General features: G+C 57.6%; 35 protein-coding genes and 1 pseudogene. 28 read left to right on the plus strand and 8 right to left on the minus strand.

The genetic code is table 11. The features are described from left to right. Nucleotides 1–4: 4 nt before the first annotated feature. From KVG87_RS09475 to KVG87_RS09585, 23 genes are all read left to right on the plus strand, one after another. On the plus strand, nt 5–973 hold the full coding sequence (locus KVG87_RS09475; protein WP_217850404.1) for a major capsid protein: 969 nt from the start codon (nt 5–7) through the stop codon (nt 971–973). A 50-nt stretch (nt 974–1,023) separates the two neighbouring features. Then, a complete protein-coding gene (locus KVG87_RS09480) occupies nt 1,024–1,608 on the plus strand; it encodes a hypothetical protein (RefSeq protein WP_217850406.1) in 585 nt (194 codons plus the stop codon). A 57-nt stretch (nt 1,609–1,665) separates the two neighbouring features. Beyond that, nucleotides 1,666–2,169, plus strand: a complete 504-nt coding sequence (locus KVG87_RS09485) for a DnaT-like ssDNA-binding protein (RefSeq protein WP_217850408.1) — start codon at nt 1,666–1,668, stop codon at nt 2,167–2,169. A 16-nt stretch (nt 2,170–2,185) separates the two neighbouring features. Next, nucleotides 2,186–2,554 (plus strand): hypothetical protein, encoded by a 369-nt coding sequence (locus KVG87_RS09490; RefSeq protein ID WP_217850410.1) that lies wholly within the window; start codon nt 2,186–2,188, stop codon nt 2,552–2,554. Further along, nucleotides 2,551–3,207: a hypothetical protein gene (locus KVG87_RS09495; protein WP_217850412.1), complete on the plus strand. Its 657-nt coding sequence runs from the start codon at nt 2,551–2,553 to the stop codon at nt 3,205–3,207. The genes KVG87_RS09490 and KVG87_RS09495 overlap by 4 nt, the downstream gene beginning before the upstream one ends. After that, the gene (locus KVG87_RS09500; protein WP_217850414.1) at nt 3,204–3,623 is read left to right on the plus strand and encodes a phage tail terminator-like protein; all 420 of its coding nucleotides are present in this window, start codon (nt 3,204–3,206) and stop codon (nt 3,621–3,623) included. Before KVG87_RS09495 ends, KVG87_RS09500 begins: the two co-directional genes overlap by 4 nt. A 72-nt stretch (nt 3,624–3,695) precedes the next feature. Beyond that, a complete protein-coding gene (locus tag KVG87_RS09505) occupies nt 3,696–4,343 on the plus strand; it encodes a phage tail protein (RefSeq protein WP_076567285.1) in 648 nt (215 codons plus the stop codon). Between the two features lie 3 nt (nt 4,344–4,346). Then, complete coding sequence (locus KVG87_RS09510) at nt 4,347–4,727, plus strand: phage tail assembly chaperone (RefSeq protein ID WP_076567287.1); 381 nt, start codon at nt 4,347–4,349, stop codon at nt 4,725–4,727. A 47-nt stretch (nt 4,728–4,774) separates the two neighbouring features. Beyond that, complete coding sequence (locus KVG87_RS09515; protein WP_068936707.1) at nt 4,775–5,044, plus strand: DUF1799 domain-containing protein; 270 nt, start codon at nt 4,775–4,777, stop codon at nt 5,042–5,044. Next, complete coding sequence (locus KVG87_RS09520; protein ID WP_217850416.1) at nt 5,041–8,385, plus strand: phage tail tape measure protein; 3,345 nt, start codon at nt 5,041–5,043, stop codon at nt 8,383–8,385. Before KVG87_RS09515 ends, KVG87_RS09520 begins: the two co-directional genes overlap by 4 nt. Further along, nucleotides 8,385–8,723: a phage tail protein gene (locus KVG87_RS09525; RefSeq protein WP_217850417.1), complete on the plus strand. Its 339-nt coding sequence runs from the start codon at nt 8,385–8,387 to the stop codon at nt 8,721–8,723. Before KVG87_RS09520 ends, KVG87_RS09525 begins: the two co-directional genes overlap by 1 nt. Before the next feature lie 9 nt (nt 8,724–8,732). Further along, nucleotides 8,733–9,482, plus strand: a complete 750-nt coding sequence (locus KVG87_RS09530; protein WP_217850418.1) for a phage minor tail protein L — start codon at nt 8,733–8,735, stop codon at nt 9,480–9,482. A gap of 1 nt (nt 9,483) precedes the next feature. After that, a complete protein-coding gene (locus KVG87_RS09535; protein WP_217850419.1) occupies nt 9,484–10,239 on the plus strand; it encodes a C40 family peptidase in 756 nt (251 codons plus the stop codon). Nucleotides 10,240–10,321: 82 nt separating this feature from the next. Next, nucleotides 10,322–11,092, plus strand: coding sequence for a hypothetical protein (locus KVG87_RS09540; protein ID WP_217850420.1), 771 nt, complete (start codon nt 10,322–10,324; stop codon nt 11,090–11,092). 1 nt (nt 11,093) lies between these two features. After that, complete coding sequence (locus KVG87_RS09545; protein ID WP_217850421.1) at nt 11,094–11,471, plus strand: hypothetical protein; 378 nt, start codon at nt 11,094–11,096, stop codon at nt 11,469–11,471. A gap of 114 nt (nt 11,472–11,585) precedes the next feature. Continuing rightward, nucleotides 11,586–11,984 carry a hypothetical protein gene (locus KVG87_RS09550; RefSeq protein ID WP_437180893.1) on the plus strand — a complete coding sequence of 133 codons (399 nt, stop codon included), beginning with the start codon at nt 11,586–11,588 and terminating at the stop codon, nt 11,982–11,984. 53 nt (nt 11,985–12,037) lie between these two features. Next, nucleotides 12,038–12,640, plus strand: coding sequence for a tail assembly protein (locus tag KVG87_RS09555; protein WP_217850424.1), 603 nt, complete (start codon nt 12,038–12,040; stop codon nt 12,638–12,640). A gap of 58 nt (nt 12,641–12,698) precedes the next feature. Further along, nucleotides 12,699–16,262, plus strand: a complete 3,564-nt coding sequence (locus tag KVG87_RS09560) for a TipJ family phage tail tip protein (protein ID WP_217850426.1) — start codon at nt 12,699–12,701, stop codon at nt 16,260–16,262. A 15-nt stretch (nt 16,263–16,277) separates the two neighbouring features. Beyond that, a complete protein-coding gene (locus KVG87_RS09565; RefSeq protein ID WP_217850482.1) occupies nt 16,278–16,589 on the plus strand; it encodes a hypothetical protein in 312 nt (103 codons plus the stop codon). Next, nucleotides 16,589–17,269: a hypothetical protein gene (locus KVG87_RS09570; protein ID WP_217850428.1), complete on the plus strand. Its 681-nt coding sequence runs from the start codon at nt 16,589–16,591 to the stop codon at nt 17,267–17,269. The genes KVG87_RS09565 and KVG87_RS09570 overlap by 1 nt, the downstream gene beginning before the upstream one ends. A 20-nt stretch (nt 17,270–17,289) precedes the next feature. Beyond that, nucleotides 17,290–18,552, plus strand: a complete 1,263-nt coding sequence (locus tag KVG87_RS25880) for a hypothetical protein (protein ID WP_225930816.1) — start codon at nt 17,290–17,292, stop codon at nt 18,550–18,552. A 5-nt stretch (nt 18,553–18,557) separates the two neighbouring features. After that, a complete protein-coding gene (locus KVG87_RS09580) occupies nt 18,558–18,914 on the plus strand; it encodes a hypothetical protein (protein ID WP_217850430.1) in 357 nt (118 codons plus the stop codon). Nucleotides 18,915–18,944: 30 nt separating this feature from the next. Further along, entirely contained in the window at nt 18,945–19,493 is a 549-nt protein-coding gene (locus KVG87_RS09585; protein ID WP_217850432.1) for a glycoside hydrolase family 19 protein, read from the plus strand. On the opposite strand, the gene KVG87_RS09590 is transcribed toward KVG87_RS09585, so the two are convergent. After that, nucleotides 19,494–19,796: a hypothetical protein gene (locus KVG87_RS09590; protein WP_095179796.1), complete on the minus strand. Its 303-nt coding sequence runs from the start codon at nt 19,794–19,796 to the stop codon at nt 19,494–19,496. It lies immediately after the preceding gene. Nucleotides 19,797–19,863: 67 nt separating this feature from the next. On the opposite strand from KVG87_RS09590, the pseudogene KVG87_RS09595 reads away from it, so the two are divergent. Then, nucleotides 19,864–20,348, plus strand: a pseudogene (locus KVG87_RS09595) (lysis system spanin subunit); the annotation flags it as partial. A 204-nt stretch (nt 20,349–20,552) separates the two neighbouring features. Then, nucleotides 20,553–20,768 (plus strand): hypothetical protein, encoded by a 216-nt coding sequence (locus KVG87_RS09600; RefSeq protein WP_225930817.1) that lies wholly within the window; start codon nt 20,553–20,555, stop codon nt 20,766–20,768. Nucleotide 20,769: 1 nt separating this feature from the next. On the opposite strand, the gene KVG87_RS09605 is transcribed toward KVG87_RS09600, so the two are convergent. Then, complete coding sequence (locus KVG87_RS09605; RefSeq protein ID WP_217850437.1) at nt 20,770–21,450, minus strand: SOS response-associated peptidase family protein; 681 nt, start codon at nt 21,448–21,450, stop codon at nt 20,770–20,772. A 158-nt stretch (nt 21,451–21,608) separates the two neighbouring features. On the opposite strand from KVG87_RS09605, the gene KVG87_RS09610 reads away from it, so the two are divergent. The 3 genes from KVG87_RS09610 (at nt 21,609) to KVG87_RS09620 (ending at nt 23,676) form a co-directional block, all read left to right on the plus strand. Then, nucleotides 21,609–21,989: a tail fiber domain-containing protein gene (locus KVG87_RS09610; RefSeq protein ID WP_217850439.1), complete on the plus strand. Its 381-nt coding sequence runs from the start codon at nt 21,609–21,611 to the stop codon at nt 21,987–21,989. A 173-nt stretch (nt 21,990–22,162) separates the two neighbouring features. After that, nucleotides 22,163–23,191 (plus strand): acyltransferase, encoded by a 1,029-nt coding sequence (locus KVG87_RS09615; RefSeq protein WP_217850442.1) that lies wholly within the window; start codon nt 22,163–22,165, stop codon nt 23,189–23,191. Between the two features lie 62 nt (nt 23,192–23,253). Beyond that, on the plus strand, nt 23,254–23,676 hold the full coding sequence (locus KVG87_RS09620) for a cell wall hydrolase (protein WP_217850444.1): 423 nt from the start codon (nt 23,254–23,256) through the stop codon (nt 23,674–23,676). 12 nt (nt 23,677–23,688) lie between these two features. Here the strand turns inward: KVG87_RS09620 and KVG87_RS09625 are convergent, their stop codons facing one another. The 6 genes from KVG87_RS09625 to KVG87_RS09650 all read right to left on the minus strand — a co-directional run bounded on the left by KVG87_RS09625 (nt 23,689) and on the right by KVG87_RS09650 (nt 26,818). After that, nucleotides 23,689–24,021, minus strand: a complete 333-nt coding sequence (locus tag KVG87_RS09625; RefSeq protein WP_217850446.1) for a hypothetical protein — start codon at nt 24,019–24,021, stop codon at nt 23,689–23,691. 78 nt (nt 24,022–24,099) lie between these two features. Then, nucleotides 24,100–24,309: a hypothetical protein gene (locus KVG87_RS09630; RefSeq protein ID WP_217850448.1), complete on the minus strand. Its 210-nt coding sequence runs from the start codon at nt 24,307–24,309 to the stop codon at nt 24,100–24,102. 423 nt (nt 24,310–24,732) lie between these two features. After that, nucleotides 24,733–25,764, minus strand: coding sequence for a site-specific integrase (locus KVG87_RS09635; protein WP_217850451.1), 1,032 nt, complete (start codon nt 25,762–25,764; stop codon nt 24,733–24,735). Beyond that, nucleotides 25,765–25,971: a DUF4224 domain-containing protein gene (locus KVG87_RS09640; protein WP_186528352.1), complete on the minus strand. Its 207-nt coding sequence runs from the start codon at nt 25,969–25,971 to the stop codon at nt 25,765–25,767. After that, on the minus strand, nt 25,968–26,441 hold the full coding sequence (locus KVG87_RS09645) for a hypothetical protein (RefSeq protein WP_217850453.1): 474 nt from the start codon (nt 26,439–26,441) through the stop codon (nt 25,968–25,970). Before KVG87_RS09645 ends, KVG87_RS09640 begins: the two co-directional genes overlap by 4 nt. A gap of 17 nt (nt 26,442–26,458) precedes the next feature. Then, nucleotides 26,459–26,818, minus strand: coding sequence for a pyocin activator PrtN family protein (locus tag KVG87_RS09650; RefSeq protein ID WP_217850484.1), 360 nt, complete (start codon nt 26,816–26,818; stop codon nt 26,459–26,461). Between the last annotated feature and the right edge of the window lie 35 nt (nt 26,819–26,853).

Below are 26,853 nucleotides of genomic sequence, written 5' to 3' on the forward strand. Positions count from 1 at the left end.
ACTCATGTCCCTGTCGCAAATGCAGGTTTTTAACGAGTACATCATGCCGGCGACTCTCGAGACGCTGGATCAATATCTCGCCGCGTTCAACGCTGCGAGCCGGGGCGCTATTGTGCTGTCCCCGGAAGGCTTCACTGGCGACTTCCTCCAAGAGTCGTTCTTCCAGACACTGGCTGCCGCCCAGCGCCGCGTTGACCGCTACAGCGCCAACGCCGCCGTTGCTGCCACTGACCTGACCGAGCTGAAGAACACTTCGGTGAAGGTCGCCGGCGGCTTCGGCCCGATCCGCTATGAGCCATCGCAGATGACCTGGCTGGAGCGCCCAACTGCGCAAGGTATCGAAGTCGCGAGCCGCGCGTTCGCTGAAATCCTGCTGAAGGACCAGTTGAACACTGCGATCGCGGCACTGGTTGCAGCGATCACCGCCCAAGCCGCCGCAGTCAACGATGTGTCGGCGACCGCAGGCATCACCCACGCCGGCCTGAACAACGCGCATGCGAAGTTCGGTGACGCCAGTCAGAACTTGGTCACCCAGGTGATGCAGGGCACCAGCTACCACAAGTTGGTCGGCCAGAACCTGGCGAATCAGCAGCAGCTTTTCCAAGCGGGCAACGTCCGCGTGGTGGACATCCTCGGCAAGATCTCCGTTGTGACGGATGCCCCGGCGCTGATGCAGGCCGGCACCCCGAACAAGGAAATCATCCTGTCCTTGGTGCAAGGCGCTGCGCTGGTCCACGACGGCCGCGACATCATCAGCAACGTCCAGACCACCAACGGCAAGGAGCGCATCGAAACCACGCTCCAAACCGATTACACCTTCGGCTTGGGCCTGAAGGGTTACACCTGGGACACCACCACCGGCGGCAAGTCTCCGACCGACGCCGAGCTGGCGACCGGTACCAACTGGGACAAGACCGCCACCAGCATCAAGCACACCGCCGGTGTTGCTCTGATCGGTGATGCCTCCAAGTAACCCCTGAATGTCGAGCCGTGCGGTGTGCCCGGCTCGACGAGGTAATGATCATGAGCAACAAAAACATCTGGTACTTGCCCGGTCCATTCCATCAGTACCAGGAAGATGTGAAGGCGCTGGCCAAGGAAAACGATCTGCGGATTGTCGACGCGAACGCTACCGATAGCCGCGATAATGAGGCTTACGATGTGCCGGAAGTGACGGTGCGGCAGGTTGATTCGGCACCGATGCTGTTGATCGCAGAAGGCGCAGGTTTTGACGGTACTGCGTTACAGGAGTTGATCGACAAGTTGAATGCGGAGCGTGACGGCATCGTGTTGCTGATCGACGCCGCTGAAGGTCTGACTGTACTGGAACACCCTGGCGCCGGCGAACTGCCGATTCGCTTGTTCGGTGCGCTGAAATCCATTCATGAAGGCTTTGAAGCGCTGACGGGTGAGCGTGATAACTTGGCGGGCGAGGTTGGATCGCTCCGCGCTGAAGTCGAACGTCTCAAGGCGGTAGCAGAGCCGGTCGACAATGCTGAGAAGATCGCAAGCCTCAAAGCCCAACTCGACGCGGCCAATGTGCCGTATCGAGCGAATGCTTCGGTAGAATCGCTGGAAAAGGCGGTAGCTGATCTGCAGCAGGCGTAACAGTCCGGGTGCCCGGTAACGTGGCATCCGATCCAAAACATCACAGCGAGCTGATTCATGACTCTCATCATTGAGGACGGTACCGGCAAGCCTGACGCCGAAAGCTACGCATCCGCCGAAGACCTGGCCATGTACGCCGTGAAGTTCGGCGTTACCATCCCGGCGGAGGTGCCAGCACAGGAAGCGCTGCTGCGCAGGGCCGCGCTGGCAATGGATGGCATGACGTGGAAAGGGCGAAAGTCCAACAGCGAGCAGGCCTTGTCCTGGCCGCGCCAAGGCGTTGAGCTGGACTACGAGATCAAGCCTGACAACTACCTGCCGGCGCGGATCCAGTACGGGCAAATGGCGCTGGCTGCCGAGATCCACACTGACGACGTCGACCCGATCGAGAAGCGCAAAGGCGCGGTGACGCTTGAGCGTGTCGAGGGCGCGGTAACCCGCGAATACGCGACCATCCCAAACACCAGTGGCCGACTGTTGCCGGCGGCGCCGGACCGGCCGAGCGCCACGCAGTTTGCTGACTATCTACAGAAGCGCGGTCTGTTCGCAGTGCGCGCATAGCTGAAACGGAGCCACCATGGCCTTCTACGACGAAATGGCCGTGATGGCTCTGGAGATGATCACAGAGTTCGGCCAGCCCGTGACCATCAGCAAGACGGAACCGGGCGAGTACGACCCGGATATCGGCGGCGAAGCGCCTGGCGCAACCGTCGAGCAAATCGCCCAGGGCGTCCTGCTCGACTTCACCGGTATCGAATTCCAGAACAACAGCCTCATCCGGCAGGGCGACAAGAAGCTCAAGATCGCCGCGCAGGGGCTGGAATGGGTTCCGGATCTGCTGAACAAAGTGATCATTCAGGGGCGCACCTGGTCAATTGTGCCGCCGTTGAAAGAGGTGAATCCCGCCGGGACGCCGATCCTGTATGAGTTGCAGGTGCGGTCATGACGAACAAGTACGCGAGCATGAATGGCAGCTTTGCCGAGAACATCCGCGACTTCGCCGAGCGCGCAAAGGGTGGTATTGACGCGACCATCCGAGAGATCGTCATCGAGATCGGCAGCAGTGTTATTCGCATGTCGCCGGTGGGTAACCCGGAAATATGGGCTGCCAACGTTGCACACCGCCAGGCGAACACTCGCGCGGCCGATGACTACGACTTCAAGGTCGCAGTGCGCAACACGATCATCAACCTCAACGAATCGAACTTCACGAAGGCCGGCAAGCTGCGGCGGGGCGTCAAGTATGCCAAGCCCCTGACAAAGACCGAGCGTGACCAGAATTTCAATGTGAATGGCCTGGTGGCGGGCAAGGATTACGTCGGCGGGCGGTTTCGTGGGAACTGGCAGTTTTCCATCGGCACACCCTCAGAGGGCACGCTTATTCAGGCCGATCCTGCTGGCGGTGTGACGCTGGCCAAGCTACGACTACAGGTCCAGGCTCTTACGGCTGGCGAGACAGCCTACATCGTGAATAATCTCCCGTACGGCATCCCGCTGGAGTATGGGCATTCGACCCAGGCACCCGGCGGCATGGTCCGAATCACCCTGGCCCGCTTCCAGCAGATCGTCGACGAAGCCACAAGGAACAACCTGGTATGAGCCACGCCATTATCGCGTCCATTTACGAGGCCAAGCTGATTGCCTGGAGCAAGGCCCGGACGGAGCCGATCAAGGTTGTGTTCGAAAACGTCCAGTACGAACCAGCCGATGGGGAGACCTACCTTCGTGCATTCGCGCTACCAGGCGATACAGCCAGCAGCACGCTCGCCGGCGACCATCGCGCTTTCATCGGCGTCTACCAGGTCAGCATTGTGGCTCCGGCCAATACCGGCAAAGCCAAGACGAACCCACTTGTGGCTGAGTTGAGCGCGCTGTTCCCGGTTTATGCGCGAGACACAAAGGCAGGTCTCACCGTCGTTACGATGTCGCCAGTCGATCCCGGCCCTGGCATTCCTGATCCGCCCACATACACCGTGCCGGTATCGTTCGAATACCGAGCTGATATCGCCACTTGATTCCGCCCGCTGGGCAAGCCCCGAAACCCGCCTCTGTGCGGGTTTTGTCATTTCTGAAAAGAGGAAACACCCATGCAAATGCCCAACGGCGCCACTCTTGAGATCGCGTCCATCTACGGCACGGCGATCCCATTCACCGCTCTGACCAACGCCAATCCAGCCGTCGCGACCGCTGCGGCGCACGGTCTGGCCGAGGGCGACATCATTGCCGTAAATTCTGGCTGGACCCGCCTCGATGGTCGCGGCGTTCGAGTTGGGACGATCGCCAGCGGCACCTTCGCGCTGGAGAACATCAATACGACCAGCATTCAACAGTATCCCGCTGGCTCGGGGATTGGTTCCGTTCGCGAGGTGACAGCATTCACCGAGATCTCGCAGATTACTGAGATGAACTCCAGTGGTGGTGATCAGCAGTTCCTGACCTTCGGCTTCCTGGCTGACGATGATGATCGCCAGATGCCGACCACAAAGAACCCGATCACGCTGACGTTCACCGTAGCCGATGATCCATCCAAGCCGTATGTGGCCGTCTGTGAGGCTGCGGACGATGATAAGCAGGCTCGCTTGCTTCGCCTGAACCTGCCGGGCGGCAGCAGCATCATCTACAACGGCTATGTGTCGATCACTTCGACCCCAACCATGTCTCGTAACAACCTGATGACCCGTGTTATCAGCCTGGCGCTCACCGGCCGCCCAGCCCGTTACGCGGCTGCGGTGTAACCCATGGCTAAGTTCAAGTTGATCCAAAAACCAACCTTCAAGGCACCGGTGATGATCCAGCGGGCTGGATACAGCGCCGAAAAGGTTGAGTTTGAGTTCAAGTACCTGGACCGCACGGCGCTTGCCGAGCTGTACACCGGCTGGAACGAACGGCACGACGAGCTGAGCAAGCTGGTCGGCGACATGGACCTCAAAGCTTTCACCGCCGCCCAGATCGCCCTGCAAGCAGATCAGTTGCTGGATGTGGTGGTCGGCTGGGATATCGAAGAGGAATTCACGCCTGAAAACGTGCGCATCCTCGTCAATTCGATCAACTCGGCGCCGAAGGCAGTACTGAACGCCTACGCCGAAGCCTTCAGCGAGGCCCGCCTGGGAAACTCCTAAGCGCCTCCCGCGCCCTGTATGAGCCTGGGCCATCAGATGCAGACCTGATGGCCTTCGGCTTATCGCGCCAGGATATTCCCGACAAGGAAGTCGGCATCTGGCCGGACAACTGGGAGGCCTTCAAAGTCTTCGAGGCCATGAGCACCCAGTGGCGCACAGGCGCGTGTGGCGCAACAGGCATGGACTACAGCGTTCTCTCCGGTGTGATTCGGATGTGTGGCGTACCGATCAGCCAGCGACAAACTATTTTCAGCGACTTCCGGCGGATGGAGGCTGAAGCCCTGCAGGTGATGGCGGAACAGAGAGAAAACAAATGAGCACCAATTTCGCTTCCCTGGGTATTGCGGTTGAGTCGTCGCAGGCCGCAAAGGCTGCTGATGATCTGGATAAGCTGGTCGATTCTGCTGAAGGCGCTCAGAAGGCCATTGATGACCTGGGCAAAACAGGCGAAGGCCTGTCCAACACCGGTAAAAAGATTTCCCAGGCAGAAGCGGACATTGCGCAAGGCATCGATAAATCTACGGCGGCAAGGTACCGTCAAGCCGGGGCAAGTCGCAAAGCAACTGACAGCGCAGTAGCGGAAATCTCCGTCATCAGTCAGCTCGACAAGGCGATGACGGGCAATATTTCGAGCATGGAATCGCTGGTTCAGGCCGAGGGATTGCTGGAGCGAGCCCGCAAGGGCGGCTTGGTCACCATCGAGGAGCAGGCGAAGTACCAGGATCAACTGGGGAAGGCCTACGACAAGATTGAAAAGGCGGAAGCCAAAGAGCTGGCCCAGAAGCAAAAGCTGATTGAGGCTGAGAATCGCCAGATTGATGCACTGAAGCGTACAGTCAACGGTATTGATCCAGTGACCGCCAAGTTGGCGAAGCTGGAGGCTCAGGAGAAGGCGCTAAACGACCTGCACAAAGCTGGGCAGATCGATGCCGAGCGCTATAACGAAGCCCTGGCCAAGATCGGCAAGGACCGAGCGGGCCTGACTGAAGCCGCGGGCGCATTCGACAAGCTAAAGCTCGGCACGCGCCAAGCTCAAGAAAACGTCATGCAACTCGCCAATGCCATTCAGGCGGGTGATCTGGGCAGTGGTGCGCGCGCGATCGCTCAGCTAGGCGCTGGCGCCGGTGAATCGGCGAAAAGCCTCGCAGGGATGCTGATCCCGGCTGGCCTTTTGGTTGCTGTAATCGGCAGTCTGGGGTACGCGTACTTCGATGCAATGAAGCAGGCGCGCGAGTTCAATGCTGCTATCAACGGCGGTACGAATGCTGCGGGGCAGACCATCGCCAGCCTGAAGGACATGGCCGACGGCGCTGGGCGCGTCACCGGCAACCTGTCCGGCGCGCGTGAGGCGGTTGTTTCGCTTGCATCCGGGGCAGCTACCAGTGGCACGCAGATGCGTAATCTGGCTGAAGCCGCAGCGGCCGTGAGTGAAGTAACCGGCCAGGGCGCTGCCGAACTCGCAAAGTCTTTCGCCACCGCTGGCGACACGGCAACAGAAGCAGCGGGCAAGATCAGCAGTCAGTATGGGTTGCTGACCCTCGAACAGTACCAGGTCATCAAAGGGCTCGATGACCAAGGCGAGAGCCAGCGCGCGCTTGACGTTCTCAGCGAAGATGTGAATCAGGCCGCGCTTAAGCGATTGGAAGCCTATCGCGGTTCCCTGTCAGATGTTGAGCGTGACTGGGACAAAATCAAATCAGCCATTAAAGGCGCGTACGCTGAGGTCCGTTCGGAAATATTCCCGGACTTGGCCAAGCAGATCGAGATCACTCAGCGCATTCTGGATACCCGCAAGGGTGGCGGAGTAGCGGGTGCAATCTCCAACGGTCTCAGCTCTCTGAACACGGCGCTGGGCCTGGGCACTGGCGCAAATGACGACTCAACAGAAGCTTTGGAACAAAAGCTCGCGAGCCTCAAAGCCAGGCAGACCGCCAGCACCAATTTGGCAATCGCCACTGGTGAAAATACTGACGCCAATCAGAAAGCCATCGAGGTTCAGAAAGCGCTTGATGCGCAGCTCGATGACATAAATCCGCTAAATAAGCGCAAGGCAGCGCTGGACAAGCTCAACCAGCAGTTCAAAACCCTTTACGAGAATGCGGAAAAAACAGGGCAGAAGTCGCCGCTGCTTGATGGTGTCAATTATGACGGGAGCAAGTTCTCTGGCGGCGCCTACGACACACTGAAGAAAGGGCTTGAAGATAAAAATAAAGATCCGAAATCGGCAGCTCCTCAGGTCGACCTGACAGGCTTCAATGATGCCAAAAACGCTTTGGCCGCCATCAGCGCTGACTATAAAAACGCTCAGAAGGAACTGGAGGCAGCGCAAAAGGCCGGGCTTGTTTCTCAGGCTGACTATGCCCTGAAGCGCGAAGCGCTGATCGGCAACGAGCGCGATGAAGTGACTGCGGCTTACGAGGCGGAGATTGCCGCGCTGGAAGTCGCGAAGGCGAAAAAGACCACGACCGCGGCGCAAAGCATCCAGCTCGACCAAAAGATCGCCGACGCACGCGCGGGTATGGTCAAGGCGCAGAAGGATGCGGACAGCCAGCTCGAGGTTCTGGCCACAACCGAGACCGGCCGCCTCGCCCGACAAGAGCGTTCGATCACTACCTACGTTCAGGCCCTGGCTCAACAGCAGCGAGCGCTGGAACTGGCAGGGCAGCGCGCTGTTCTCGGCGTCGGGCAGGGCGATCGCCAGAACGCGCTCAACAATGAGCTGAACAGCCAGCAGGATCGGTTAGCACAGCAGTCGCTGGAACTGGCAAATCAGAAGTCCGACCCGTCGCGGAATATGTCGGAGGAGGAGTTCGCCCGTAAGTCGCAGGCTCTCGCCGATGCGAACAAGGCCGCAACCGATCAGATCCGGCAGAACTACGCCGATGTCGAGAAAGCTCAAGGGGACTGGACCAAGGGCGCAACGTCGGCTTGGGCCAATTACCTGGACTCGGCGAGCAATATCGCCGGACAGACAAAGACCCTGTTCGGCAACGCCTTCAGCTCGATGGAAGACGCGGTCGTCAACTTCGCCATGACCGGGAAGCTGTCGTTTGCTGACTTCACCAAGTCGATTCTCGCGGACATGGCGCGGATCGCGACCCGTCAGGCCAGTTCGGCATTGCTGAGCAGTCTGGTGGGTGCCGCTACCAGTTACTTCACTGGAGGTGGTGGCGGTAATGGGCTGGCGGCTGGATCAGCGGGTGCGACGTCTTCGAATCTCGGCGCGTCCTCGGCAGGTTACTCCAGCACCTACTTCCCGCAGGCGCTCGGTGGTGCCTGGTCTTCGGGCGTGCAAATGTTCGCCAACGGCGGCGCCTTCACCAACAGCATCGTCAGCGCGCCGACCGCGTTCGGCATGGCCGGCGGCCGGGCGGGCGTCATGGGTGAGGCGGGGCCGGAGGCGATCATGCCGCTGACCCGGACTTCCAGCGGCAAGCTGGGTGTTATCGCTGCCGGCGGAGGCTCGGGCACTGCGATCAGCATCAATGCACCGGTCACGGTAGTGACCGAGGATCGCAGCTCCGAAGGCATGCAGATCGATCAGCAAGCCCTGTCGAGAAACCTACAGTCGCAGATGCAGGCGGTGGCCGAAAGAGCCGTCGCCGACTCTTGGCGCGCGGGCGGTACCAGCTTTCGAAATGCAAATGGGAGGGCCTGATGGCCATAGAGAAATTCACCTGGCCAACCGAGCGGGGGGAAACGCCCGATATCAATTATCGGGTGCGCACCTCGAAGTTCGGCAATGGCTATGCGCAGAACGTTGGCGACGGCCCGAACAACAAAGAGGACTCCTATCCCATCACCTACGCCGGTCAGAAGTCCAAGGTGCTGGAGATCATGGCGTTCCTCGACCGGCACGCCGGATCAAAGGCATTTCTCTGGACGACCCCGCTCGGCGAACTCGGGCTGTTCACTTGCAAAAATCCCGCTCCCACACCCATGGGCGGCGGGGTCTTCAAACTCACCGCCACTTTCGAGCGGGCATTCCAACCATAAGGGGCAATCATGCCGCTGATCAGTGACATCCAGGTGCTTGAACCTGGCAGCGAAGTGCTGCTCTTTGAATTGGACGGCACGGACTATGGCGCGGACGTTCTGCGCTTCCACGGGCACGCGATCCCGCACACGGCGGCCGAGTTGATCGCCGCCGGCGACAATGCAGACCAGCTGCCGGCGAAGGCTATCTACTGGCAGGGCAACGAGTACAGCGCCTGGCCCATGCAGATCGACGGCATTGAGGCGAACGGCGACGGCACTGCGGTTCGGCCCACTCTGTCAGTGGGTAACGTCAACGGGCGAATCACGGCGCTCTGTTTGGCCTTCGAGGATCTTCTGGAGTTCAAGCTGACGATGCGCCACACGCTGGGCACTTACCTCGACGCGGCGAACTTCCCGGCCGGCAATCCTACGGCAGATCCAACACAAGAGACGATCGAGGTCTGGTACATCGACCAGAAGACGAACGAGGACGGGGAAAACGTCAGTTGGGAGCTGGCCAGCCCGGGCGACGCCGGCAACGAGTCGATTGGGCGGCAGGCCACGACGCTTTGCCACTGGTGCCTCACTGGCGGCTATCGCGGGCCGAACTGCGGTTACACCGGTCCATACGTCACGAAGGATGGCGTGATCACCGACAACCCCGAACTGGACGAATGCGACGCCACGCTGGGCAAGGGTTGCATCCCGCGCTTCGGCGAAGGAAACCCGCTGCCATTTGGTGGCTTCCCGGCTGTATCCCTGATCGCACGGAGCTGACATGCGAAAGCACATCTTGAATGCGATCCAGGAGCATGCGGCGGCCGAGTACCCGAAAGAGTGCTGCGGGCTGTTGCTGGCGATCGGGCGCAAGCAACAATACTTTCCCTGCACCAACGTCTCTACCGAGCCCAACGAAGAGTTTCGAATCCACCCGAAGGAGTACGCGGCGGCCGAAGACGTTGGCGAAGTGATCGGCGTGGTTCATTCGCATCCAGACGCTACCAGCAGACCGTCACCGCGTGACCTCGCCATGTGCGAAGCGACCGCATTGCCTTGGCACATCCTGAGCTGGCCCGAGGGCGATCTTCGAACGGTCATACCGTCCGGCGAGGTGCCGCTACTGAAACGGCCTTTTGTGCACGGTGCCTGGGACTGCTGGCAGGTCTGCGCCGACTGGTACAAACGCGAGTGGGGTCTGGAGTTCGAGGTCTTCAAGCGCGCCGATGGCTGGTGGGAGAGCAAGGACAACACCAGCCTGTACGAAGCGAACTACAAGGCCGCCGGCTTCTACCGAGTCGATCAGCCGCAGCGCGGTGACATGATCGTGATGGAAGTTGGGCGCACCGTTTACCCGAACCATGCCGGGATATTCCTCGGCACTGATACAGCGCTGCCCGGCGAGGATGCCGCGACATTCGGCCCCGGGCCGTTCCTGCTGCACCACCTGTATGGCAGGCCATCAGAGGTGATTGTCTTCGGCGGACCGTGGCTCGACCGCACTCGCCTGTTCCTTAGACACAAACAAGCTACCTGACTATAACTAGTCGGGAGGAACCCGTGGCATTCTCGCGGTACGATACCGTGATATAGTGACTTTTTAATGGGTTGAGGCTGCCATGGCTGGTGCACCCCGAACAAATGCCATTGAGATTCTTGACCGAATCAACGCTATAGGGCGTAAGGTTTCGGAGCGAAATGAACTCAATCTTTTCGAATGGAACGGAATTCTCAAGGATCTCCAGAAGCTCGAGAATGTACCAGGATCAGGTGAAACTTCATTGCTTCACCAAGCGGTAATGTGGGGAATGAGGCTCGACAGGGATAAGATTAAATCGTTATTCAATCTGAGCGCTTCCAGATTTGGTAAAACTCCAAATTGGTACCTTATCAGAGCAAACTACGCGACGTTGTTCGGCGACCAGTCGATGATTGTTGACCTGCTAACTTCTGGTGCCGGCAAAGGCGGTGCAAGCCACCTTGCTAAGGTCATCCATATTCTCGTTGCTTCGGGTTTCTATATTGCTGCGTGGGAAAGCTTCGAAGAATTGATTAGAGTCGATGCTAAAGCCGCAGCTATAGTGGAAACCGACTATCCATTTTTGGGATTTACTGCGGACTATTTAGCAAGATGCGGATTAGACGATTTGGAAGTTTCGCAGCGAGTGCTGTTGTCTTCAAAATTGGTAGTGGATGCGGGCTTCAGACTTAGGAAGTTTTCTATCTCTGCTGGAAACTATGGAGTCTCTGTGGAACTTTCGGTGGCCGCTGAGTTAGAGCGGCTTGTAGATCTCAATTTTGCTATCTCGGATGCTATTGCCAGCTCTTTTGATGAGCTCATCTCTGAACATGTCACTACGGGAGTAGTACCATGGGAGGTACACGCCTGATATGTCAGTTAATCATGGAGATTTTTTCAGTTCGGCATTAGATTTAATTGGCGGGGATGGGAGTGCTGATACGGAGATCGGATTGCGCAATGCTGGGAGCAGAGCGTATTACGCTTTGTATCACAGGGCGAAGTGCTATCTTGAAAGTAAAGGAGAAATGTTGATCAGGGTTGAGTCTGCGGGAAGTCACGAAGCTTTGGCGTCTACTTTTGCGAAACGGGGAATTAAGTCTAAAAGTTTTGCCGAGAGCTTGGCGCGCCATAAACGCTTTAGACATGTTTGTGATTATAATCTGGGTATAACTATCACTCGATCAAAGTTAGAGCTGTATTTGGCTGAGACAAAACGTTTGATCGACATGGTTGATCGCTTAGATTGACGATCTGTTCGTTTTTTTTGCAATGCAGATCCACAGAGCGTGTTTAGTTTTTGGCACATTTGTTAAATATTACTAGGTTGGAGTGAATGCATGAAGCTAGTAATGAGTATGTCGATGGCAACGTTGTTGGTGGGGTGTGCATCTTCCGCGATACCAATTAGCCAAACTGAACCGGTACCGCGTGATGAGCTGTACGCGTTTCAGACCAAGCCGGCCGGCGAAAGCGGAAAGATCACCGTAATCCGTGACTCTGGGATGGTTGGATCTGGCTGCGACATAGTGGTTTACGTAGATGGGCGGAAAGTCGCGAAAGTCGGCACCGGACAGCGCGCCTCCTTTTACCTGCCGCCGGGCAATCCAAGTATCGGAGCGGGTCTCGCTGGCTCTGGGCTTTGTGGCGGGGCGGCCATTCGCACGATCTCTGCCAATGTGAAAAGCGGCAAAGAAAGCCTCTACCGAATCAGCGGGGATATGAGCGGTTTTTTTATTGGCCCGTACGTCGATTATCAGTGAGTAAATTTTCAATCTGCCGCCTTCGGGCGGTTTTTTTATGTCTGGAGAAAAGCATGCATGCCACCGTTGCTCACTATCAGCCAATGACTACGATCAGACTGTCAGGATCCTTGGCGGCAAAGTTTGGCAGGCTTCACCGTCGAGTGTTGGACTCCGGCCAAGCATGGGAGGCATTCAGAGCGCTGAAGGCAACGCTCGTAGGATTTAAGGAAGAAATTCAGCGCCTCGATCGGTTGGGCATGCGCTTCGCCGTGTTTCGCAATCGAAAAAACGTCGGCGAGGCGGAATTTGGATTAGGTGGAGCAACTGATATTCGGATTGTGCCGATCATCCAAGGAAGCAAAAAAGCCGGACTCATCCAGACCATTATTGGGGCGGTCTTGATCGTTGCAGGTACGTTCCTTTCCACCACTCCATTCGGCGCACCTCTGATTGGTGCTGGTATTGGCTTGGTTGCAGGCGGCGTGATTCAAATGCTCAGCCCGCAAGCCTCAGGCCTAAAGCACAGCGCATCCCCCGAAAACTCCCCTTCTTACGCCTTCGGCAGCGCCAAGAACACCACGGCCAGCGGAAACCCGGTACCGATCTGCATCGGCGAACGCCGGTGGGGCGGGATGATTATCTCGGCCTCGATCCTAGCTGAAGACAAAGTGTAATCAGGACAGCAGAACACCGACCGCCCGCGAGGCGGTTTTTTTATGCCTGGAGGAAAGCATGGGCGCACCAGCAAAGATCGACATCCACGGCGAGAAGGGCGGCAGCAGCAAGCCGAAGTCGCCGACCGAAGCCAGCGACAGCCTGCGCTCGACCAACCTGGCCAAGCTGCTGATTGCCGTGGGCGAGGGTGAATTCGACAGCGTCCCGACCGATTACGATATCTACCTGGATAACACACCGATCCGCGATGCCAGCGGCAACTACAACTTCCCGAACGTGAAGTGGGACTGGCGCCCGGGGTCGGTGGATCAGACGTACATTCCCGGCATTCCGTCCGTGGAGAACGAGACGTCGCTGAACATTGAACTGCGCAGCGATTCGCCGTGGGTGCGCTCGATCACCAATACCCAGCTTTCCGCCGTGCGCATGCGGTTGGCCTGGCCGGCGCTGCAACGCTCCGATGACCAGGGCAACGTCGGCGGGTACCGAATTGAGTACGCAATTGACGTGGCCACCGACGGCGGCGCCTATCAGCAGGTGCTGGTGGACGCCGTCGATGGCAAGACCACCACGCGCTACGAGCGCTCGCGCCGGATCGATCTGCCTGATGCAACCACCGGCTGGCAGATCCGTGTGCGCCGCCTGACGCCGAACCAGAACACCAACAAGATCGCCGACACCATGCTGGTGGCCGGATATACCGAAGTCATCGACGCCAAGCTGCGCTACCCGAATACCGCGCTGCTCTACATCGAGTTCGACGCCGAGCAGTTCACCAACATTCCGGCTGTAACCGTGAAGTGCAAGGCCCGCCGCTGGATGGTGCCGAGCAACTACGACCCTATCCTTCGCACCTACACCGGGACATGGGACGGCTCGATGAAATCGGCCTGGACCAATAACCCGGCGTGGATCACCTACGGCATCTGCACCGAAGATCGCTTCGGCCTGGGCAAGCGCATCAAACCGTTCATGGTCGACAAGTGGGAGTTGTACCGTATTGCCCAGTATTGCGATCAGCTGGTGCCGAACGGGCTGGGCGGGCAGGAACCACGCTTCCTCTGCGACATGAACCTGCAGGGCAAGGCGGATGCCTGGTCGCTGCTGCGCGATATCTCGGCGATCTACCGGGGCATGACGTACTGGGCGCAGGGCCAGCTGGTGATGCAGGCGGACATGCCGCGCGCGCAGGACTTCGACTATGTGTTCACTCGGTCGAACGTGATCGACGGCAAGTTCTCCTATGGCAGTGCATCTGCGAAGACCCGTTACACCCGGGCGCTGGTCAGCTACGACAACCCGGCGAACAACTACGACACCGACGTCATTCCCTTCGCTGACCTTGATCTTCAACGCCGCTATGGCGATCGTCCGACCGAGCTGAGCGCCATTGGCTGCACTCGTGCCTCCGAGGCCCAGCGCCGTGGCAAGTGGGCGATCCTCAGCAACAACCAAGACCGCACGGTTTCGTTCAAGACTGGCATGGAGGGTGTAATCCCGCTGCCCGGTCACATCATCCCAGTGGCGGATTCGCTGCTGGCGGGCCGTGAAGTGGGCGGACGGATCTCGGCGGTGGCGGGGCGGGTGATCACGCTCGATCGCGACACCCAAGCCAAGGCCGGCGACCGGCTGATTATCAACCTCCCGGGCGGCCGCGCCGAAGGCCGCACAGTGCAGAGCGTCAGCGGACGTGCCGTGACCGTCACAGTCGCCTACAGCGAACCGCCGGTTGCACAGTTGCAATGGGCGCTCGATGCCGATGATCTGGCGATCCCGCTGTATCGCGTGCTGCGCACCAAGCGCACCACCGAGGGCGATTACGAAATCAGCGCGCTCCAGTTCGAGCCGAGCAAGTTCGCTTTCATCGACACCGGTGCACGCCTGGAAGAACGCCCGATCAGCGTGATCCCGATCACCGTCGTCCCGGCGCCGTCCAGCGTTTCGCTGTCGTCGACTTCATCGGTGGTGCAGGGGCTGGCCGTGGCCACCATGACGATCAGTTGGCCAGCTGTCGATGGCGCGGTCGGCTACGACGTGGAATGGCGCAAGGACAGCGGCAACTGGATCAAGCTGCAGCGCACCGGCATGACCAACGTGGACGTCGTCGGGATCTACGCTGGCGCATATGTGGCACGGGTGCGCGCGGTGAGCGCGTTCGATTTCACGTCGCCGTGGCGCAACTCTATCCTGACCAACCTCAGCGGTAAGCAGGGGCTGCCGCCGGCGCTGGCGTTCCTGACTGCCACGCCGCTGCTGTTCGGCATTTACCTCAAGTGGGGATTCCCTGCTGGCGCCGAGGACAGCCAGCGCACGGAGATCTGGTACGGGCCGACGACTGAGCTGGATGCTGCGACCAAGCTGACAGACCTGGCCTATCCGCAGAGCGATTTCTCCATGCTCGGCCTGCGCGCTGGTGTGACCTTCTATTTCTGGGGGCGCATCGTCGACAAGATCGGCAACATCGGCCCGTGGTATCCGATTGGGCTTGGCGTGCAGGGGCAATCCAGTTCGGACGCAGCAGCCATTCTCGAGATGATCGCGGGCGAGATCGGCCGAACCGAGCTGGGGCAAGACATCCTCGACGAGATCGACAAGATCCCAGGCCTGCAGGCGCAGATCGATGCGCTCGACGGGCTGAAAGGCTACAACCCAGACGCCACCTACGAAGAGTACGACCTGGTGGTGCAGGGCAAGCGGATCTACCAAGCCACCGGCCCGGTACCGGTCGAAACTCCTCCGCCGAACCCGCTCTACTGGCTCGATGTTGGGCAGACTGTTGAGACTGCGAACGGACTCGCTCAGCAGGTCGCCACCAACACTGCCGAAATAACCGAACTCGATGGCGTGGTGACCGCGCAAGCGACAGCATTTCAGGCGCTACGGGCATCCTACCGAGACGACGATGGAGAGGGTGACGCTCAAGACGCGTTGCGCGGCTGGAATGCCACGACCAGCTTTGCCGAAGAGGTCAAGGTTCGGGCAACGCAGAACAGCGCGCTGACGCAGCGGGTCACAACGCTTGATGCGGAAGTGGGCGAGAACTCGGCCAACCTGACTGAGCTGGAACAGACGGTCGCCACAAACGAAGAAGCCACTGCCACCAAAATCACGCAACTGACCGCCACGGTCGGAGACAACACATCCGCCATTCAGGAAACCTCCGAAGCTTTTGCAGATCTCGACGGCAACCTGAAAACGATGTGGTCGGTAAAGATGTCGGTTACTGCGAATGGTCAGTACGTGGCTGCGGGCATCGGCCTTGGCATCGAGAACGTGAATGGTGTTTTCCAAAGCCAGTTCCTGGTTGCTGCTGATCGGTTCGCGATCGTCAACACGATTGCGGGCGGTGCGATCTCTGTACCGTTTGCGGTGCAGGGTGGCCAGGTGTTCATGAATTCGGCGTTCATCGCCGACGGTACGATCACCAACGCCAAGATCGGCAGTTACATCAGCTCGACCAACTACATTGCCGGCGTACAAGGCTGGATCCTCAACAAAGACGGAACGCTTGAAATCAACGGCATCGTGCCCGGTCAGGGGCGGCTGGTGATCAACTCGCTGAACGTCTCGGTCTACGACGCAAACAATGTACTGCGTGTCCGTCTTGGCTATCTGGGGTGAACTATGGCTTATGGAATGAGGATCTGGGGCGCTGATGGCGTACTTCAGGTCGATGAGAATTCATTCACCATTCGGGTGCTGTTCTCCACGCTGGTCACGTTCGCTCTTGGGGCCAGCAAAGGGAATCAAGATTTCTCGGTTCCTGGCATATCGCCGGGCAACGGGACGGCAATCGTGGTTCCCATCGGCGCATACCCAGATTCGCAAATGCAATTTGAAACTGAAGTCCTCGACGGCTTGGTGCGGGTTTACAACCACACGCGCACCTATGCCGCCAGCTTCACGTCGTCTGGCACTATGCGGTTGATCGTAATGAGGTGGGGTTGATGGCTTTTGGACTGCAATACACCAACAACACCAACACAGTGGTCATCGATTCTGAGTTCGCCAGGCTAATGGTGATCTCCACCGGCAGGTTTGCTCCCACGGAAGATGGAGGTCTTGGGTCGACGACTTATTTCGTTCGCCCCGTGACTTCGCAGGAGCCACCCTTGGTGTTCGTGCGACCCGACACTGTTGGCGGCGTTGCTGGCCTGTGCAGGATGCGGCTTATCGGTTCGGCGGGGAACTGGACCGGCTTTTATGTTCGGGCGTATGACGCAAATACCGCTCAACCGAACGGGCGCTACTTCGTTGCAGCTTTCGCTGCGCAGCCGGTGGCGCAATACGGCATGCGTCTCTGGGATGGTGCGGGGAAGTTGCTTTTTGATTCGGGCACACCCAACGCGACATTCAGCCGGGCTTTCCAGAACTGGAACTACGTCAAATATGACACCACCCCACAAGGGCTGACACGAATCTACTACTCGGTACCGTTCAACTTTCCGCAAAACGAATACATGCTGCTGAACAACTTCGGCATGCCGATGACTTCCGGCAGCGGTATTCCCCGAGAACTCTATTGCTGGTGGGACTTTACCAATAGCACGCTCTACGCAATCACCATTGCGGCTTCGAACCCGTCTGCGTTCTTCCTGCCCGCCGTCTTCGCAAAAATCGCTGCTTAAGCCCTCAAAGGAAAATATCCATGACCTGGTACAAATCAGGAACGGTCTCTGTTGCCCAAAATTCCAATGCGGTGATGGGTGTCGGCACGGCTTTCATCGCGAACTCACGTGTTGGTGATGCTTGGATCGGCCCAGATAGCGGGCTGTACGAGGTCACCAACATCGCGAGCGATACCGCTCTATCGATCTCGCCGCCGTACAAAGGGTCTACGGTCGCGGGCGGAACCTACGCCCTCGCACCGATGCAGGGCTATTTGAAAGCCACCGCCGACGCGCTCCGTCAGGCATCGCTTGAGGTGGGCGATGCGCTCGATGGATTGGAGGAGAGCGTGCAGTCGGCGGCTGAGTCGGCTGCGGCCGCGCTTTCTTCCAAAAACACGGCAGCTCAGTCGGCAGCCGCTGCTGGTCAATCCGAAACTGCATCGTTGGATTATAAAAATGCGGCGGGTCTTTCGGCAAACGCGGCGGCGCAGTCCGAAGCGGCATCGCTTAACTATAAGAATGCTGCCGGTACGTCCGCAACCAACGCCGGACAATCGGAACAGGCTGCCCTTGGTTACAAGGACGCTGCGGCAAACTCAGCACTCAGCGCCGCAGCTTCGGCCGGAGCAGCTGCAGCGCTCGGCGTTGGCCGGGGCTACATCGACGGACTAACGCTCGGCTGGGTGTCAGCTACGTCGATCAGCGTCGGCGCGGGCAGTGCGTACATCCCTTCGGTCAACAAGGTTGTCAGTTACGCAGGCGGCACTTTCACGCCATCGGGGGCGGCTAACAGCTTCATTCACGTTTACCTGACCGCTGCTGGTGACATTGAGCAGGCCGCGACCGTGCCGTTGCGCTACTACAACCAAGCACACCAGAAAACAGGGGACAACTCACGCCGTTACATCGGCTCGCTGCTGGTAGGGGCGGCGAGCAACATCTACAAATTTCACCACCATCCGCTCGATTCGTCGATGAGTTATACCTTCGGCAACCCATCCGTAGCACCATTCCGAATTCTCAATGGGGTAACAGGGATCGGCAGCGTCAGCACAGCGGCAAGCTGCCCGACGACAGCGCACACGTTGGCAGGTTCTTTCCAGACAAGCTCGGGCGGTATCGCGCAGTTCACGCCATCCGACGCTGGCACGGCGGCATCGGTAGGGTGGCAGGTGTTCGTTTCGGCGGGGACGGTGCAGAACGGAACCTGCCGTATCGCTGACGATAGGACCATCACCTATTGGACGTCTTCTTCGAACCTCGCCTACATCTACACGCTCGGCTACTACTTCGACAGGTGACGAATATGCCTTATGCAATTACAGCTACCGGCTGGAGAGCGATTAACCCCGACATGGAGTTGCAGGACGGGGAAACTTTCGCTGAGGAGATTCCGCAGTGGCTCATAAATGCGAGTGCCGCGGCGGATGCGCTGCGCGAGGCATCACGCATCGAGGAGGAATGGCGAGCTACCGAGATTTTGGAGATCAACGACCAGTTGATGGCGCTGGAGGAGGGGGCCGAAGCGCTCCCGGGCACGCGTGAGCAGTGGCTAGCCTATCGAACCCGAGTCAGGAACTGGAAGGAAGGGGCAGAGGGATTCCCCGAGCCAGCCAATAGACCGTGGCGCCCAGCCGCATCAACCAACCGCAACCCGCCATAGAGCGGGTATTTTTTTGCCTGGAGAAAACAGATGCCTATCACCCAACAGCAACTGCTGCAGATCCTCCCGAACGCCGGCGCAAGAGCCGGCGTTTTTGTTCCTGTCCTCAACACGGCGATGCAGCGCTACCAGGTCGTCGGTGCCAAACGGGTGGCTGCGTTCATTGCCCAGATCGGGCATGAGTCCGGCCAGTTGCGGTACGTCCGGGAGATTTGGGGGCCGACACCGGCCCAGGCACGGTACGAGGGGCGGGCAGACCTCGACAACACCAAGCAGGGCGACGGCCTCAAATACCGCGGCCGTGGCCTGATCCAGATCACCGGCCGGGCGAACTATGCCGCATGTGGCGAGGCGCTGGGCCTGGACCTGATCAATCAGCCGGAACTGCTGGAGCTACCGCAGCATGCTGCGATGTCGGCGGCATGGTGGTGGGCCACGCATGGGCTGAACACTCTGGCCGATGCCGGCGACAACTCGAACATCGGCAGCATCATCAACACTGGTCGGCGCGGGCGCACTCCAAACGGCGCAGATGAGCGCCAAGCTTTGTACGAGAAAGCTTTGAATGTTCTCGGCTGATCATGCCGTTTTTGGCATGTAACCAACAACATGGTAGTCGCTCCAACCTGCCTCACCTTTATCACTGGGTTTCACACCAGGTTCAGCCACAAGCACATACCCCCAGGCTGAAGCGTCGATATGCGGCCGGTAAATTCTCAGTGCGAATTGGTCGAGGCCTTCCTCGTTCAGGATGATGCTGATCCCCCGATTATCGATCCTGATATTGGTATTGCCGATGGTGAATTCAGCAGGCGCATGTTTGGCATCGGCACCGAGCGCCGCGCCGATCCCTGCGATTGTAATTTCCCTTTTGGTAGGCATTTCCAACTCCGTAGGTTATCGATTCCGGAACTCTTATATAGCAGAGGATTAGCGTGTGTTCAGTTACATGAAGCTTTTAGGCGTCATCGCAATGATCGGTATCGGCTTCGGGAGCGCCTGGCAGTTTCAAGATTGGCGCTACGGCAAGCAATTGGCCGAGCAGTCCCAGCTGCATACCGAGACCCTGAACCAGTTGACGAATGCCGCGGCAGCTGCGCAGCAGGTCGAGCAGGACAAGCGCATGGCGCTCGAGCAGCGGCTGGCGAGCAGTGAAAAAAAAACTTCGAGAAAATGACCGATGCCCAACGTGACCAAGATCGCTTGCGCGATCGCCTTGCCACTTCTGATCTGCGGTTGTCAGTCCTCCTCGACGCAACCGACGCTGCCAAAGGCTGTGGGATGCCAGCCACCGCCGGCGCCGGCGGCTTGGATCATGCAGCCGTACGAGCCCAACTTGACCCGGCGCATGCTCAACGAATTATCGCCATCACCGACACCGGCGACCGTGGGCTGATCGCGTTGCAGGCGTGCCAGGACTATGTGCGAAACTTGCAATATTGCTGGCCCTCCGCCACGCTTGCGGAGGCTCAACTCCTGAACCATCATTCCTTTTTGATGATGGCGTTATGTACGTGGACAAGCGACTTGCAGGGCTTTCGTTCTTGATGACCCTCGTTTGGGTTACGGTCGTCCTGGCAGTGATGTATTGGATGTCGCAGTGAATATAAAGGGTGAATCGCTGTGGAAGGCGTAGTGATGGGCGACAAAATGCAGCGAGAGGTCGATCGTCTCCTGGCGCAAATCGTCCGGACGGACTCGATGATCACAGCGGTGAAGGCGGGAGCGCGGGCGGAGGGCTTCGTCCTTGGGCTTGAAACTGCCGGCGCGTTGCGCTCCGGCGATGCTGAAAGGCTTCACATCATTTTCGAAGCCGCGCTAGTGGAGCACCTGAAAACCTTGTCGCAACGATGAATCATTCGGCCGACTCGATCAGTTCCGGCCCCCGATTGCGTACGTTACCCACGGCGCGGTCAACCTTGAACCACTCGAAAGCCTCGGATGGTTCGCCCTCATGCAACACCATCTGTTCAGCGCGTTCTTTAGGCGTGGCCGGGTCCAACCATTCCCGCGCGAGCTCTGGCGAGAGAACCACCGGCCGCCTGTCGTGAATGTCGACCATCCCGCCGGCGCTATCGGCAGTGATGATCACAAATCCGTCGTGCTCGCCAGGTTCGTGCTCCTCGTTCGGGTATTGGCCGATTGCGGCGCAAAGGATTGGGGATTGGTCGCGGTGCCGGATCAGGTAGGGCTGCTTTTTCGGCCCGCCTTCGTCTACCCATTCGAACCAGTTGTTGATCGCGATGACTGCCTGATGCGGCCAAATCGCGCGGAAGAACGGTCCGTGGGCGACTTTCTCCACGCGGGCGTTAATTGGCGCGGCGCGGTCTTTCGCCCAATGCGGGCGCCATCCCCAGCGAACCATGTCCGCGTGCAGAAACTCGCCTTCCTGGTGGAAGAGGGCCAATTGAGTGGTCGGCGCGGCGTTGTACCGCTCAAAGGGCTGCTCGCCGGTCGAGTTGATTAGCGCGTTCGGCATGCTGAGCGCTGCCACGAAGTCGTGGATTCCGCTGTACTGGGAAAGTCGTCCGCACATTGCGCCTTAACAATTCCACGACGCTTTCGAGTTCTGCAGGTTATTTAATTTCCAGTTCTGTTTTCTTTCCGCCAGGTTATCGGTCGAGTAGCGGTACCGGGCAATCTGGATCGAACCACTGGAATCTTTTCTGGGCTGGGTCCGGGATGTAGGTTTGGGTGGACGGATCGAACACCGGCACGATCCAATACACCGCCTCGGATGAGCGCATCAAGGAGGAAATCAATTACGTTCAAGACACCTCAGGCGACCTTTCGCTAGTCGAGTCCTTGAGGCCTGTTACTTACAGATTCTCACAGCGTGGGCCGGTTTCTCAGTCGAGCGTAAAACGAGGGTTCATCGCTCAGGACGTGATGCTTTCGGATTCTTCATTGGTAACGGGTGAGATCATCGAGGGCGAAACGAAGGATAACATTACGTCAATTCTCTCCCTTGATTCGCTCGGTCTCGTTTCTTACTTGGTTGGCGCGGTTCAAGAGCTTTCATCGAAAAACCATCAGCTCGAAAGCCGAATCAGGGCGCTTGAACAAGTCCAATAGATTACCGTTTTGATACGCCCGCCATTGACGAGCAGGTCGAAGTGATACGGGGATGGGCGGCAGCTTGAGTGGGTTATTAGCCCATATGTACCGCCGCCCCTCACTTGAAAATAGAAATGACAGCAAAATATTGGGCGAGTACCATCCACTGAATTTGAAATCAGGGATTGAGCATGGACACAAGAAGCAGACAATTTTCCGTAGGCTTAGATATAGCTCGAGTGGTAGCTTGCATACTGGTTGTAGTTGTACATATATCCGCAAATGATTTTTTTGTGTTCAGTGAAAAATGGTTTTCGGCCAATTTCTTTGATTCTCTGGCTAGGGCTTCTGTACCCATATTCTTCATGATTACAGGAGCATTGCTCGTATCGAGAGATGAGGGGGTATTTCCATTTTATAAGAGTCGGGTTGGTAGGGTTCTTCAACCATTGATATTCTGGTCAGTCATTTATGCTGCGGTATATTGGAAAGAATATCCAGGGATTTTCGGCAGCATTAAGTTGCTACTGACTGCGCCTTCGTATGGGCATCTTTGGTATTTTTACTCTCTTCTCGGCATTTACGTATTACTGCCTTTCTTGGGGAAGATATTTAGAAATTCAACTAATAATGAGCGGTTGATGTTTCTCGGTGCTTGGTTCCTGTGTAACTGTGTTTGGGGTACGTTAGGGCAGTTTGTAGTCCCCGGAGTCGATCCCATAAAGCTATATTCGCTGTTCAGCTTTACTGGGTATTTCGGTTTTGTCTTCCTCGGAGCCTATCTCTTTGACATAAACCAAAACAAAGGCGGCATGGGATGGCTGGCACTAAACCTCTTCCTAGCTTTTGTTGGGTCCGCAGGCACGTGCTATCTGACATATCTCGTTTCCGTACGAGCCGGTCACCCTTTGCAAACCTTCTATGTTTACCAGTCACCACTCATAGTCCTCGCGGCTTGCGCTGTTTTTAATATTGCTTTGATGATTCGATCGGTTCCTGCTTTCATTAGGCCGATCGTTTCTGCGATCTCTGCTTGTTCACTTGGGATATATGCATTTCACCCGCTCGTGATGGACGTCCTAATACGATATTTCGATCTCAACAATCCTGATGTTTCCGGATGGATAACGATCCCGGGATTGGTTTTCCTTACAATGGCAATTTCGCTTGTTATTGTGTGGGGGTTCCGAAAAATATCAGTTTTGAGAAGAGTCTTTTAACGACTGAATTAACGTTTGAGTACCCGCCATCGAGCGGGTATTTTTTTGCCCGGAGAAAAGTTATGCCAGTAACCGAGAAAGACCGCGACATCCTCGCCCGCACGATTTGGGGCGAGGCGCGAGGCGAAGGCACGGCCGGCCAGATCGCCGTGGCCTGGACGATCCGCAACCGCGTGTTCGACGGCAAGGAGAAGTCGTGGTGGGGCGAGGGCTACGCCGGCGTTTGCCAAAAGCCGTGGCAGTTCAGCTGCTGGAACAAGACCGACCCGAACTATCAGTTCCTGATCGGCGTGAAGCAGATCCCGTTCCGCGAGCTGGCGCAATGTCGAATCGCTGCTGACCAGGTGATCGACGGCAAGGTGCCGGACCCAACCGGCGGCGCCACGCACTATTATGCCACCAGCATCAAGGCTCCGGCCTGGGCGGCGAAGGCCAAGCAGACACTCAAGCTCGGGCACCACGTCTTCTTTAAGGATGTGCCGTAGCCCGAATCTGGCTCACTCTTCCTCCTCGCTCTCGCGAAGCTTCCTGAGCAGGCGCTGGTTTTCATTGAACAGATGGTTTCTGCTGTGCTCGACGTCGGCGAATCTTCGCCTTTCGCTCAGCAAATCCCCCTCGGCGTACTGAAGCTTGGCCTTGAGAGAATCCCTATCCTGCCTGAGCGCGTCATTGTCTCTGACCAGGCCTTCGATATTCGCCAACGCTCGATCGAGCTTGAGGGTCAGCGCTTCGAACTCGTTCTCGTACATCCTGAGCTGGTGTCGGCACGTTTCGAGCGGGGTCGGGTTGCCGAGCCAATCGTCGGTGTCTTCTATATAGAGGGGGTCCACGGGCACGCCTTACTGAATACTGTTTGCATATACAGTAATCGAGGCTGTGCCAGCGGGCGAGATTGAGGCGACGAACTGTCAGTCGGGCGTCATCAAAACAGCCAAGGTCATTCTGATGAATTCTTCATTCCGATCGAGCGCGGCCAGAGAGCTTCGGACATTTTCGGCGACATCGGCGGATCCGCGCTGCTCGACCCAAAGGGTGAGTTCCATGATGGCGGCTTCGAGCGCGAGTTGATTTTCGTTGATCTTGACGAGCAGGGAAGGGAGCAGATCAGAGTTTGGCATTGGTTTCCTCCTTGGACGCAACCAGAGTAGCAGGGGGATTCAATGTCAGCAGAACGCCGGAGAAGGACAAAGCGCTGGATTATGCAAAGTCGGCATAATGCCAGCTTCTTAGTGCCCGATAGGGTTTCAATTTTTACGTGAAATTAAGGCCCTTTTTTTGGGCCGCAATCATTTTTCGGTATGCGAAAACATTGGGGCGAATCTCAGTCTTTCGACTCTAATTGCGGCCCAAAAAATCGCATCAAAGCCGCAGCCCGCTTGATTGTGGCGCGGGACTTAAAATCCCCCGCTCGTAAGGGCGTGCCGGTTCGATTCCGGCTTCGGGCACCATGAATATCAAGGGCTTGCATGACATACCTCATGCAAGCCCTTAATTCTTTTTTCCGCAATCAAAAAATCTTTTCCGCAATTCGTGACCGGTAGTCACCTCGTAGGGGTGACCTTCATGCCCTTTCGCATACGGATGTACTGTTCTGTCATCCCTACGGTGGTGTGCCCAAGTTGGTCCCGAGCTTCTCTGATGCTCCCTGTTGACTCCTCTTTATCCGTGGCCGCTTTTGCTCGTAGGTCGCGCATCTGAAATTCTGCTTTTGGAATCCCGGCTGCTTCCCTGGCGTCATCGAACCTTTTTCTGAGCATGCTGGTCGTCATCGGCTGCCCAGAGTCGATTACTACCAGGCGTGTTGATCTGATTTTCTGTCCGGCCTTTCGCGCCATGATTCGATCGATTACGACTTTGAGCTCACCAATGATTTCGATCCTTCGTTTAGCCCCAGTTTTGCCTTGCTGGACGGAGAGCTTTCCGTCCTTTATGTCCCGCTCATCCATCTTCAATGTGTCAGCGACCCTCTGACCTGTTAGATAGAACAGGTCCAAAGCATCTCTTAATGGCTCATCGGCATGCTGGTAGGCTCGGGCTAGGACGTCGTCTTCAACATATATGTCGCGACCGGTTTCTTTATTGCCCTTCACGCCTGAGCAAGGATTTGCCAAGGATGTGTAGCCGTTCTCGCGAGCGAAGTTCCAAATGGAGCTAAGTAACGCTTTTTCCCGATTTGCACGAATAGGAGCTGCCTTACCGCGATGACGAAGGTACTGGCTGACATGTTTCGGTTCGATTGCTTCTAGAGGGGCCGGTGGGTCGTTGAAGAACAGGAGAAGATTTTTCAGTTCGCGCGCGTTGTCCTTCTGGGTGGCATGGGCTTTCGTGGGAACCACCTCATTCATATAAAGCTCGGCCACGTACGCAAAGGTAAGTACGGTTTGTGTCAGAGCTTGAGAAACGCGGCTTTTTTCGAGCTTTGCGTACTCCAAGATGGCTAGGCCGTAATCTGTACCCAGCGGGATTTCCTTGCGTGGTTTCCCGCCAGTGTCATAAAGGTAGTAGGTGGTGTTGCCGCGTTTTCTCTCGCGCAGGCGAGGAATGCTTCCCGGCTTTGTTGGTCTTCGTCCCATTTATCCCACCAAGCGTGGCTGCCACGTCGGAATTTCTGGCGCGTTTGTAGTTACCCCTGTTAGCGCCGAGGCAATCACGCAGGGCCAGCCATTGCGCTTGATGGTGTGACGAATGCCATTACGCTTCAGTACAGTAATCTGACCGGCTTTAGTTTTGGCTCCAGTCAACTCGCAGACCTGCTCATGGCTAAGAAATTGAATGTTCATGCTGCCTCCTTGCTAGGAAATACAGCGCACTTCGAATGCGCTTGCTGTGCGACTTTGCGGCCCTCGATTCCTGGTTGCAGCTGCGCAGCCATCGTAAGTGCCTGTTCACGCATAGATCGGGCATCACGCTCGAGCTTCTTGCCGGTACGAAAGGCGCTGAAGGTTTCGGCGGCGATCCGCAGCAACTCGCCGATGCCGACCAGCGTCTGGTGCTCGGCCGGGCCGAAGAGGGGGGCTGCTTCAAGTCGTTTGCAGGTTTGTGCCAAGCGAGTGTGATCGGCCCGGATGAACTGCAGGGAGGCCCGAAGCTCGCGGATGGTTTTGGCGCTTGCGGCGCGTTGCATGTCTTCACCCTCGCGAAGGCCGGTCTCCAGGCCATCGCTGCGGCCTATGATGTAACCGCCCCAGAGCAGCAGGGCGGCCAGAGCTATCAGGATGATCAGTGCACTGATTTGTATTGGGGTCATCATGTGGTGTGCTCCTAGGATTATCGTTGACTGGTGGTGACAGCCGTCAGTGGTGTGTGGGCCGTTTGGCGTTGGCCGTCCTGCTGTCGCTGCATATCTTCATCAGCCTTGTAGGCGCGGATGTCGATCAGCGAGGCAACATGGCGGATGTGCGCGTACTTCAGCGCCTTGCGGCTGGTGTCCAGCGTGGTTATGGGAAGCTGGATGCGGCCGCTGTTGATCTCCGTCACGAACGACTGCTCGTTGAGATTGCGAAAGTACTGCTCGCGGACTTTTTCTAGCGGGATCAGGACATCACCGAAGATTCGATAGAGCAGTTCGACGGTGGCCGATTCAGGCGCCGGATGCAGGCGAAGCGGGTTCTGTGCAACGTTACTCATGGACTTGTCGAGCCTCCTTGCGTTGTTGTCGTGCG

This window comes from Pseudomonas siliginis (assembly GCF_019145195.1).
In the GTDB taxonomy this organism is placed as follows: Bacteria; Pseudomonadota; Gammaproteobacteria; order Pseudomonadales; family Pseudomonadaceae; genus Aquipseudomonas; species Aquipseudomonas siliginis.